9 protein-coding genes and 3 tRNA genes are annotated in these 10,994 nt (G+C 62.0%); 7 read left to right on the forward strand and 5 right to left on the reverse strand.

Annotated features, from left to right (window positions below; translation table 11 throughout):
• Positions 1-19 precede the first annotated feature (19 nt).
• From H559_RS0115235 to H559_RS20725, 5 genes are all read left to right on the forward strand, one after another.
• Positions 20-508 carry a hypothetical protein gene (locus H559_RS0115235; RefSeq protein WP_028453384.1) on the forward strand — a complete coding sequence of 163 codons (489 nt, stop codon included), beginning with the start codon at positions 20-22 and terminating at the stop codon, positions 506-508.
• 44 nt (positions 509-552) lie between these two features.
• On the forward strand, positions 553-1,674 hold the full coding sequence (locus H559_RS0115240; RefSeq protein WP_028453385.1) for a hypothetical protein: 1,122 nt from the start codon (positions 553-555) through the stop codon (positions 1,672-1,674).
• 1 nt (position 1,675) lies between these two features.
• Positions 1,676-3,004, forward strand: coding sequence for a phosphatase PAP2/dual specificity phosphatase family protein (locus H559_RS0115245; protein ID WP_034641531.1), 1,329 nt, complete (start codon positions 1,676-1,678; stop codon positions 3,002-3,004).
• On the forward strand, positions 3,001-3,414 hold the full coding sequence (locus H559_RS0115250; RefSeq protein WP_028453387.1) for a hypothetical protein: 414 nt from the start codon (positions 3,001-3,003) through the stop codon (positions 3,412-3,414). Before H559_RS0115245 ends, H559_RS0115250 begins: the two co-directional genes overlap by 4 nt.
• A gap of 772 nt (positions 3,415-4,186) precedes the next feature.
• Positions 4,187-5,230 (forward strand): SEL1-like repeat protein, encoded by a 1,044-nt coding sequence (locus H559_RS20725; protein ID WP_051279580.1) that lies wholly within the window; start codon positions 4,187-4,189, stop codon positions 5,228-5,230.
• A 21-nt stretch (positions 5,231-5,251) separates the two neighbouring features.
• Here H559_RS20725 and mltG read toward each other — a convergent pair whose 3' ends face one another.
• Together mltG and yoaA are read right to left on the reverse strand one after the other, a co-directional pair.
• Positions 5,252-6,271, reverse strand: a complete 1,020-nt coding sequence (gene mltG, locus H559_RS0115260) for an endolytic transglycosylase MltG (RefSeq protein ID WP_245579383.1) — start codon at positions 6,269-6,271, stop codon at positions 5,252-5,254.
• The gene (gene yoaA, locus H559_RS20730) at positions 6,264-8,270 is read right to left on the reverse strand and encodes a DNA repair helicase YoaA (protein WP_081413100.1); all 2,007 of its coding nucleotides are present in this window, start codon (positions 8,268-8,270) and stop codon (positions 6,264-6,266) included. The genes mltG and yoaA overlap by 8 nt, the downstream gene beginning before the upstream one ends.
• Before the next feature lie 316 nt (positions 8,271-8,586).
• Here yoaA and H559_RS20735 point away from each other — a divergent pair, with 316 nt between their 5' ends.
• Together H559_RS20735 and yiaY are read left to right on the forward strand one after the other, a co-directional pair.
• The gene (locus H559_RS20735) at positions 8,587-9,249 is read left to right on the forward strand and encodes a DUF2238 domain-containing protein (RefSeq protein WP_081413094.1); all 663 of its coding nucleotides are present in this window, start codon (positions 8,587-8,589) and stop codon (positions 9,247-9,249) included.
• 183 nt (positions 9,250-9,432) lie between these two features.
• Positions 9,433-10,584: an L-threonine dehydrogenase gene (gene yiaY, locus H559_RS0115275; RefSeq protein ID WP_028453389.1), complete on the forward strand. Its 1,152-nt coding sequence runs from the start codon at positions 9,433-9,435 to the stop codon at positions 10,582-10,584.
• Between the two features lie 72 nt (positions 10,585-10,656).
• Here the strand turns inward: yiaY and H559_RS0115280 are convergent.
• The 3 genes from H559_RS0115280 to H559_RS0115290 all read right to left on the reverse strand — a co-directional run bounded on the left by H559_RS0115280 (position 10,657) and on the right by H559_RS0115290 (position 10,993).
• Positions 10,657-10,741: transfer RNA gene (locus H559_RS0115280), tRNA-Leu, on the reverse strand.
• Positions 10,742-10,813: 72 nt separating this feature from the next.
• Positions 10,814-10,887, reverse strand: a tRNA-Cys gene (locus tag H559_RS0115285).
• A 30-nt stretch (positions 10,888-10,917) separates the two neighbouring features.
• Positions 10,918-10,993 (reverse strand) — tRNA-Gly (locus H559_RS0115290).
• Position 10,994: the final 1 nt, after the last annotated feature.

Genomic DNA, 10,994 nt, shown 5'->3' on the forward strand with positions numbered 1-10,994 from the left:
TTTCCATACAGGCCCCCGCATGAGCGCAAGCATTTCCGAACTGATCAACCTGATTTCCGGCGGCTTCATGGACGCCGATGACGCCCGCCCGATTGTCGCCGCCGTGGACGCCGCGCGCGAGAATCCGGCCGACTATCAGGCCAAATACGATGTGTACGGCTACACGGAGGAATCCGGCATGCCGCTGTGGCAATGGGTGCTGATCCATCTGCTGCCGCCGGACCTGCTGTTCTGTGCACCGCAGCTCGACGATCTGTATGCGCAGATCTGGGAAAGCTTTGACGACGGGCTGGAGCTCGACCCGGACGAGCTTTCCGGCCTGAAAACCGACAAGGCGCTGAAGCTGATCCAGCAGGATCTCGGCCCGCAGTTTGCGCTGGCCAGTTTCGGCAAGCCGGTGAACGCCGAAGAACCGTGGCAGTGCGTGCTGGTGCGCAGCAGCGAAATTACCCAGTACCTGATGCTGTGCAACGAGTTGCAGCTGCGCGCCGAGGTGTGCGGCCGCTAGGCTTTGATACCCGTCACCCCATAATGACACACCCCATCAAAACAATGACCCGCAGACGCATACCCATCGCCATTCTGACCAGCTTGCAGCTCATGCTCGGGGCAAGCGCGCTGGCAGACACCTTCACCGGCACACTGGGCGGCAAGCCGGTGGTGGTCGAGCTTTCGACCGATCAGCATGGCCAGCCGGATGGCGGGCAGTACGGCTATCTGTCGCAAGGGCGGGTACTGCTGCTGCGCAAAAGCGAGCGCGCTGGCCTGCTGGAAGAATATCGCGTCAAATCACCCGGTGACGAGGTAGTAAGCGGCTACTGGTCATTGCGGCGCGCCGGCCGGGGCTGGGAGGGACAGTGGCTGAAACAGCCGGGGGCAAACGGCCTGCCGCTACACCTAGAACCCGCGGCCTTGCCCGAGGAAACGACGCAGGCCCTGGGGCAAACCATTCAGCCCAGCTTGCGCCCGGAACTCTTCAACCTGCTGCTGGCACAAAGCCCGGCACTGGCCATTCGCACCGGCAAGACACAGAGCCAGGCAGGCCTGCGAATCACCCCCTTGCGCTGGCAACGCGGCGAAGCGCTGGTCGCCGCCAGCGTGCAGCTGGCTGAGCCGGCACAGCCCGGTGATGCCGCGGTCAATGCGGCACTGCGCTTGCTGCTGCAAGGCAGCATTGTCGACGCCGAATACTGCTCGGCGGTGGCGGGGGATTTTCAGGACTTCCAGCTGAAGAGCACGATCACTTATGCCAGTACCCGTTACCTGAATATTCAAACGCAAACGGAATCCAACTGCGGCGGCCCGCATCCGAACGCGGGATACGGCAGCAGCGTTTATGACCGGCAGAGCGGCCAGGAGATTGCGCTGGGCAAGCAGGTGTATCAAATCGACGGGCCACAGCAGGCGACATTCCGCCAGCTCGTCGCGGCTACGCTCAAGCGGCAGCTGAGCAAGGATGAGCGTGGCGACGAGTGCTACGCCGCATATCTTGCCGACCCGGCCGGAACGGAATACCCCTGGCTACGGCTGAACGGCATCGATGGCAAAGGCGTGATCGTCAGCCTCGGCTATGCACACGCAGAACAGGCCTGCGGGCTCGACCTCACTCTGCCGTACGCCAGCCTTGCGCGTTTCCGCCGCACTGACGCGCCCGCCCACTTTGGCAAGCCCTGACATGAATACACGCACGCACGCACATCCCTGGGGCTATGCCCTGCTGTGGCTGCTGATCGCCGCGCCCGGCTTTTTCCTCTTTTACGGGCAAGCCAACCACTACGCCTCGACCCTGCCGGCCAGTGCGGTCGGCAATATTGCGTTTGCGTGGGAGCGGGAATGGATTCCCTTCTGGCCGTGGACCATCCTGCCCTATTGGTCGATCGATCTGATGTACGGAATTTCGATCCTGATCTGCACCACCCGCAGCGAGATCCGTACGCAGGCCTGCCGGCTGCTGCTGGCCACCGCGCTGTCCTCGCTGTGCTTCGTGCTCTGGCCGCTGCGTTTTGGCTGGGACCGCCCCGAAGTCGGCGGATTGTTCGGGCAGATGTTTGCGGCACTGGGATTGTTCGACAAACCATTCAATCAGGCACCGTCACTGCACATCAGCCTGCTGTTCATCATCTGGCTGCGTGCCGCGGCCCATCTGCCGGCACGCTGGTTGCCGCTGCTGCACCTGTGGTGCGTGCTGATCGGGCTATCCGTGCTCACCACCTGGCAGCACCATCTGCTCGATATACCCACCGGCATCGCCATGGGCGTGCTGGTGTGCTGGCTGCTGCCGGTTGCGCCAGTACGCTGGCAGCGCTGGCATACCGCCGCGCCGGCACGGGCACGCGGTCTGGCACTGCGCTACCTGCTGGGCAGCGCCAGCTGTGCGATGCTGGCAGGATGGTGGCAAGGCTGGGGCTGGCTGCTGCTGTGGCCGGCTGCCGCACTGGCCGTTGTCGCATTCGGCTATGCCGTGGCTGGCCCGGCGGTGTTCCAGAAAACCGGCGGCCGGCTGCGCATCGCCGCCAGCTGGCTCACCGCACCGTACCGCTGGGGCGCCAAGCTGGTGCGACGCTATTTCCTGAACGCGCTACCCGGCGCGGAAGAGGTCGTTCCCGGCGTCTGGCTCGGGCCGATTACCGCCGCACGGGAAGCGCGCTTTGCCGGCGTGCTGGACCTCACCGCCGAATACAACGCGCTGGCACACCCCGCCGCCGACTACCGTAGCCTGCCACTGCTGGATCTGCTGCCGCCCACACCCGCCGAGCTGCTGCACGGCGCGCAGCTGCTGGAGGAACTGCGCCTGCGCCATCCCGGCCAGCCGCTGCTGGTGCATTGCGCGTTGGGGATGTCACGCAGCGCCGCGATCGTTGCTGCCTGGCTGATCCACTATCGTCACGTCGAAGACGCGCCTGCCGCGCTGGCCTTGCTGCGCGAACGCCGCCAGCGTGTCACGCTGCGCGAGCATCATCTGCAGGAGCTGGCCTCCCTGCCCGCCCGCGGAGAGCAGCCATGATTGAGCGCAATGCGCGCGAAGCCGCCGCGCTGATGGCGGCACTGCTGGAGAGTGTTCGCCCGCTTACACTGCTTACCCCGCTGCTGCTGGGTGTCGCCAGCCTGCTGGCCGACGGTGCCCCGCGCTGGAGCTGGCTCATGCTGCTGCCGCTTGCCCTGGCGCAGCTGGTGCACGGCTGGCGCCTGTGGCTCGATGCCGGCTATTTCCGCCTGCTTGCGCAGGATGCCGTGACGCTGGCGGGGCTGGATGAGCACCTGCATCACGTCTTCGGACGTACGCCCCCTGCCGTGCCGCGCAGCCTGGCCGAGCGAATCGGCGGTACCCGCGTGCTGCTGCGCCGCTATGCGGTCCTGACTCTGGCCTGCTGGCTGGCCACCCTGCTGCTGCCACTGCAGGCGCTGCTCAAATAGCGAAAAAAAGCGAAAATCGCTCGAAAGCAAACCGCTCATCGGCCCATGCGCATGCCATAATCATAATTCTTACATTCACCCTGAGCATACCATTAAATGTATATTAACCAATCCACTTAAATTAAATGGCTGCATGAATATACCCATCAAATAGTAAGCATCAGAGCATCTTTGCTGCGGCACAGCAAAACCCTTAGGGTGAACGCCGTATATGTTCGCGAGCGAAGAATAACTACATTACGTTCATCGCTGCACCGGGCTCCGCGCTCCAACGGTAGTACGGCTAGAGCAGCGCTCGCCTCGGGACAATCATCATCGTCCCCCGTCCGGGCGCCCCGGGTCGTCACACTGATCTGTGACGGTTTCAGCGATCTGTGAAGCGGGACCTTCGCAGCTTAACCGCCAGCCACGGCAACACGGCCAGCGGAAAGGGAGATTTGCAGTACCGTTTTTTGCAAGAGCTTCATCATTCCTCCTTCGCGCCACACTCCGGCAGAGTGTGGCGTTTTTATTTGCCATGCACTGGCTAAACACGACGGATCGCGCCGACCTGCGCCCTGCGCAGCACACACCCAGGCCTGGCGGATTGCGGCATTCCAGCGAATGGACGAGCCAAGCAAACCCGGCGTAGGATACAGAATCAGCAACAAAGGCGGCATCCGCGCGCAGCGTAAAGTCCAGAAAACACTGCGCAGCCCGGGCCAACCAGCCGCCTGAGCAATTAATCGAGCCAGGCCCGCATCAACAAGGGCGGCAAACCCGACGAGACACCATGCACGCAGTCCGCACACTTTGCCTGCCAATCTTATTACTGACAGCCCCCGCTCACGCCACAACACTGGAGCAGCTTTTCGAGCAGAAACAGTTTGCCGAATTTCTGCCCAAAGCAAAGACCGCCGCCCGGCAAGGTGATGCCGAAGCATTATTCTTGCTTGGCAAGATGCACCATCTTCACCTGATCAAAACACCTGACGCACCGGATTACGACGAAGCAAAAGAACGGCAGCTGGCACAGACGTATTACGAGCAGGCACGCAGCAAGGGTTCCGCCCGTGCCAGCCACAATCTGGGGCTGCTGCTGATTGATGAGGGGCAGAAGCGCAAAGGGATTGCACTGCTGGAAGAAGCACTGGCACGCGGCCTGAAGATGCCAACCCTGCTGAGCCTTGCCAGCGCCGTTAGTCCCGGAGAATCACCCGATCTGATCGATGGCAATGCCATTGATGACTTTGGCAAATCGGGCGACTATTACGCCGCCGCCCTGGCGCTGCGGCCGGATGACTTTTCCCTGGAAAACGACGCAGCCCGGCAATATCAGCGCGCCTACCTCTATTACCTGCGCGCAGCGGACTTCACTCGAGCAAATTACGACGCCGCGGTATTGCGACAGCGTGCCGTGCTCTGGCTGACCAAAGGCATGCAGCGCAACGAGGGCATTGCCTGGTCGAATTACGGCGTACTACTGCTGAAAGAAGTCAATCGCGCTGGTGGCACAACCGATAATTCAGATTACGCACCTGCGCTAGAGGCGCTGAAGCGCGGCGCACAACTCAACAACGGCACTGCCCATTACCTATTGGCAGAAATGATGCAACAAGGATATGGGCTAGCCCAGCCCGATCCGGATTCAGCCCTGCAGCATTATGAGGCTGCCGCACGGCTGGGGCAGAAAGAGGCCATCTGGCCCGCCATCGAACTGGTCAGCAAGCAGCTCGATGGCGAAAACGACACCGAACGTTACAGGCAGGGTATTGAGCGAATCAAGGCCTTGCAAAAACTCGACCCCAAGCACAAGCCGGACAAGGAACCCAAGTAGCACACCCTCACCCGGAGCCGGCTAGCGCTTCAGAATGTACTTCCGCACCGCCGCATTGTGCTCGTCGAGTGTATTGGAAAACTCCGAGCTGCCGTCGCCGCGTGCGACGAAATAGAAGGCTTTGGTCTGCGCCGGCTGCGTGGCCGCCAGCAGCGCCGCGTCGCCGACCATCGCAATCGGCGTGGGTGGCAGGCCGCCACGGGTGTAGGTGTTCCACGGCGTATCGGTCTGCAGGTGGATTTTCTTCAGGTCGCCGTCAAACGCTTCGCCCACGCCATAGATCACGCTGGGGTCGGTCTGCAGGCGCATGCCGGTTTTCAGGCGGTTGATGAAGACGCCACCGATCAGTGGGCGATCTTCGGCCTTGCCGGTTTCCTTTTCGATCAGCGAGGCCAGAATCAGGGCTTCCTGCGCACTCTTCAGCGGCAGGCCGGGCGCACGCGCCGCCCAGGCGGCATCGAGTTTTTCCTGCAGCAGCGCATGCGCGCGCTTCAGCAATTCCAGCGTCGAGCTGCCCTTGTCGACCTGATAGGTGTCGGGGAAGAATTGCCCTTCCAGGCTGGGCGCATCGATATTCAGTGCCCTGGCAATGTCGGCATCGCTCATGCCGCGAATGTCGGATTTGAGCTGCACATTGCCTTCCAGCTGGCGACGGATGTCGCGCCAGTTGCGACCCTCGACAATCGCCACACGCACCATGCTGGTGTCGCCCTTGCCGATTTTCTCCAGCAGCTCCAGCGGGCTGGGCGCGATGGACAGATGATAGCTGCCCGCCTTCAGGCTGCCCGCCTCGCCGGTGATGCGCGCGAGCAGCACGAAGAGATCGGGCTGGTCGATCACCTGCTGCGTGACCAGCTGGCCGGCCACATTTTTCAGCGAGCCGGGCGTGAGCACAAAATCCTTCGGTGTTGCGACAGCCAGCGGCCTGTTCGCCCAGGCATAGAAGGCAGCGCTGCCGACTACCGCCGCGAGCAACAGGAGCACCAGCAGCATGGCCATCAGGCGGCTGAGCGGATGCACGCGGCCAGCGGGTTTAGTCACGGCCTTGCTGCGAGGCTTCGTCTCCAGCGTCATTTTGCTGGCTGGCGGGTTCCGGGGTTTGCGTGGGGCGGCCATGCTGGCGTTTTACCTCGAAGAATTTCTTGACGTTGCCCAGCTCGCGCGTGCGGTACATGCGCGGCAGGCTGTGCAGGATGGTTTTGCCGTAGGGCTTATCAACTAATCGGTTATCCGCGATCATCAGGATGCCGGTATCGAATTCATCACGGATCAGCCGCCCCGCGCCCTGCTTGAGCGTGATGGTGGCGTGCGGCAGCTGCAGATCCATGAAGGCGCTGCGCCCGCTGGCATTCACCTTGTCGATGCGCGCGGAGAGCACCGGGTCGCCCGGGCTGGCAAAGGGCAGCTTGTCGATGACGACCAGCGACAATTGCTCGCCCTTCACGTCGATGCCTTCCCAGAAGGTCTGGCTGGCGACGAGGATGGCGTTCGGTGAGCGGCGGAAGTTGTCCAGCAATTCGGTACGCGAGCCGGTGCCCTGCAGCAGCAGCGGCCAGTCCAGCCCGGCTTCCTTGAGCTTTTCGGCGACAAGCTCGTGCGCCTCGCGCATGGCGCGCAAGGACGTAAACAGCAGAAAGGCGTGGCCTTGCGTCGTTTGCAGCAGCGGCCAGGCGCGGTCGATCACCTTTTGCGTGAAGCCCGGCGAATTCGGCTCGGGCATGTCACGCGGCACATACAGCACCGCCTGCTGCTTGTAGTCGAAGGGGCTGTCCCAGCATTCCTCGCGCGCGTCCCACAGGCCCAGCTCGTGCTTGAAATGCTCGAACTTGCCGTTCACCGCCAGCGTGGCAGACGCAAAAATCCACGCACGCGGGTTGAAACGGATCTGCTTGCTGAACAATTCCGCAATGTTCAGCGGCGTGGCGTGCAGCATGAAGCCGTGCGTGGATACATCAATCCAGTGTACGTAATCGTCGCGGTCGGATTTCTGCCAGTTGCGGATCATCTGCAGTTGTTCGAACGCGCGCTCCTGGCATTTCTGCAAGCTTTCCGCACGCTCGGCCTGTTTCGCGAGCAATTCGTGCAGCGTTTCCAGCTTGCCCAGCACCTCGTCCAGCCCCGCCGCAAAACCCTCGACCTGATCGAGCTGATGCTGCGGCAGGCGGTTGCTTTCCTTGAAAACGAGGCGCAGATCGCGCACGGCTTTTTCCAGATCCTCCGCTGCGCTGGGCAGCGCGACGAAATCCTTGGCAACGACAATCGCCTCGGCACGCGCATCGCGCGCCAGCTCGACAATCTGGCCGGAGCCGAGCGACTCACCGAAAAACAGGCTGGCGATTTCCGGCAGCTGGTGAGCCTCGTCGAAAATGATGGTGTTGCACGCCGGCAGCAGCTCGCCGGCGCCCTCGTCCTTCAGCCACACGTCGGCGAAGAACAGGTGATGATTGACCACCACCACGTCGGCTTCCTGCGCTTCCTTGCGCGCCTTCAGCACGAAGCATTCACTGTGGTTGGGGCAGTCTTGTCCTAAGCAATTGTCGCGCGTGCTGGTGACCTGCATCCAGACCGTCGACGTTTCATCGACACCGGGGCAGCCGGCCTTGTCGCCGCTGGTGGAAATCTTGGCGTAGCGCTTGATCTTCTGCAGATCAACCGCGTCTTCGCGGCGCAGGAAGCGCCCTTCGGTTTCCGCGCGCGCCAGATGGTAGTGGCAGATGTAGTTGCTGCGCCCTTTCAGCAGCGCAATCGTCACCGGCACGCGCAGCAGTTCGCGCACCGCCGGCAGATCGCGGGCGAACAGCTGATCCTGCAGCGTCTTGGTGCCGGTGGAAACGATCACCTTGTCGCCCGACATCAACGCGGGCACCAGATAGGCAAAGGTCTTGCCGGTGCCGGTGCCGGCCTCGGCGATCAGCTGGCCGCGCTCAGAAATCGTTTCCGCCACGGCCTTCGCCATTTCCAGCTGCGGCGTGCGCAGCTTGTAGCCGGGAAAGGCATCGGCAAAGGGGCCGTTGTCGGCAAAAATCTCGTCCAGCGTCATCAGGATCATCCACAAGTCAGCCGCGATTGTAGCAAGGCGCCACGCAAAACGCCCCGCCATACATACTCATGCATGTACAAAGCCATAGCCCAACAAAAACATTGGCTACAGACGCATACCCACACACATTCTCGCGGTGGTCTTGCACAACCATCCATAGTCCGGGCTGACTCATCGGGCTGAATGTGCCCGTGCCCCCCGTGCAACACCGATACGCTGCAGAGCACTGATTTCGGGCAGGGCTGATGCTCATCGCTGTTACCCGCCGCAACCGGCGCTCACAGGCAGCGCGCCGCAAGTAAAGTAGCCTGCCGGCATGCATACTCCACCTTCTCCTGCCTCATTCCGCGCCTTGCTGGTCATGCTCACCGCAGCGATGCTGCTCTCGTGCATTCGCGCCCCCTGGCCGGGCGACCTGCTGCTGCAGCACTGCCTCACCGTTGCCTTTCTGGCTGGCTGGGCGATCATCCAGAAGCGCTTCGCCCTCAGCTGGCTTGCCACCCTGCTGATCGCAACCTTCCTGCTGCTGCACATCTTCGGCGCGCGCTGGCTGTATTCGAATGTGCCCTATGACCGCTGGCTGCAGGCCTGCTGCGCAACAGACACACGGCAGCTCTTCGGCTGGACGCGCAATCACTACGACCGGCTGGTGCATCTGGTCTACGGCTTGTGCTTCACGCTGCCACTGGCCGAGCTGTTCCTGCGTCGGGGCCGCAGCAGGCGCGACAGCTGGCTGCAGGCCATCCTGTGGATCATGGTCAGCAGCCTGATCTACGAATGGTTCGAGTGGGGTGTATCCCTGTTACTGTCAGCCGAGGATGCCGAGGGCTACAACGGCCAGCAGGGCGATATGTGGGACGCCCACAAGGACATGCTGCTGGCGACCATCGGTGCACTGCTTAGCCCGCTGTTACTGAAACTGAAAGCAGTGCCACGCTGCAACCCTCAAGATGACAGCGCTGTACGGGAAAGACCGTAGCGGCAAGACCGGGCATGAAAATCATGCGGATTCATGCACTTGCAGAACCGTATCCCGCAGGCCGTTCCCCGTAACATTCCAGCCCGAATCCGGCTTGATTTTTCGCAATTTCTTACAGGTAATTTTGGCGTAGCTTCCTTTGCAACAACCGGTAACGGTTTATTTCAACTCGGGAGCAACTCCATGACCACCACCGCTTTCTTCATCCCCTGTGTCAACCTGATGGGCGCCGGCTGCCTGAGCGACGCCGTCAAGACCATCCAGTCCTACGGCTTCAAGAAGGCCCTGATCGTCACCGACAAACCGCTGGTGCAGATCGGCATTGTCAAAACTGTCACCGATCAGCTGGCGGGCGCCGGCGTTGGCGCGGTTGTTTTTGACGGCGTGCAGCCGAACCCGACCACTGGCAATGTTGCCGAGGGCCTGAAGTTGCTGAACGATAATGGCTGCGACTTCGTGATCTCGCTCGGCGGCGGCTCGCCGCACGATTGTGCCAAGGGCATCGCGCTCGTTGCCGTCAACGGCGGCAGCATCAAGGATTACGAAGGCGTCGACAAATCGGCCAAGCCGCAGCTGCCACTGGTGGCCATCAACACCACTGCCGGCACCGCCAGCGAAATGACCCGCTTCTGCATCATCACCGATGAAAGCCGTCACGTGAAAATGGCCATCGTCGACAAGCACACCACGCCGATTCTCTCGGTGAACGACCCGGAACTGATGCTGCTGAAGCCGGCCGGCCTGACAGCCGCCACCGGCATGGACGCCCTCACCCACGCCGTCGAAGCCTATGTATCGACCATTGCCACGCCGATCACCGACGCCTGCGCCCTGAAGGCCGTGGAAATCATCAGCCAGTGGCTGCGCACCGCCGTAGCCGACGGCAAGAACATCGAAGCCCGCGAACAGATGGCCTACGCCCAGTTCCTCGCCGGCATGGCCTTCAACAACGCCTCGCTCGGCTATGTGCACGCGATGGCGCACCAGCTCGGCGGCTTCTACGACCTGCCGCACGGTGTGTGTAACGCCATCCTGCTGCCGCACGTGCAGGCCTACAACAAGCAGGTTGCTGCCAAGCGCCTCGGCGACGTGGCACGGGCAATGGGTGAGAAGGTCGACGGCCTGAGCGATGATGCCGCCGCCGACGTCTGCCTGGCCGCCATCCGCAAGCTGTCTGCCGACATCGGCATCCCGTCTGGTGTAGCGCAACTGGGCGCCAAGGCCGAAGACATTCCGACGCTGACCGAAAACGCACTGAAGGATGCCTGCGGCTTCACCAACCCGAAGCAGGCGACTGCCGAGGAAATCAGCGCAATCTTCGCTGCCGCGCTGTAAAGTCCGGCACATGCAAAAAGCCCCGCCTTGGCGGGGCTTTTTGCATGATGGAATTCAACGCAGGCAGAATACTGGTGCCGCCAGCCGGGGTCGAACCGGCACACCAAAAGGCGAGGGATTTTAAGTCCCTTGTGTCTACCAATTTCACCATGGCGGCCTGCATGCTCCGACCTGCCAACGGCAGGCAGAAGATGCGAAAAAAGCCGCTGCTTGAGCGGCTTTTCAAAACTGGAGGCGCGAGCCGGAGTCGAACCGACCTACACGGATTTGCAATCCGGTGCATAACCGCTTTGCTATCGCGCCAGAGAAAAGCTGGCGCTTTTCTTTGGAAACTGGAGCGGGATAAGAGGCTCGAACTCTCGACCTATACCTTGGCAAGGTATCGCTCTACCAACTGAGCTAATCCCGCA

The organism is Chitinilyticum aquatile DSM 21506 (genome assembly GCF_000430805.1).
Taxonomy (GTDB): Bacteria; Pseudomonadota; Gammaproteobacteria; order Burkholderiales; family Chitinibacteraceae; genus Chitinilyticum; species Chitinilyticum aquatile.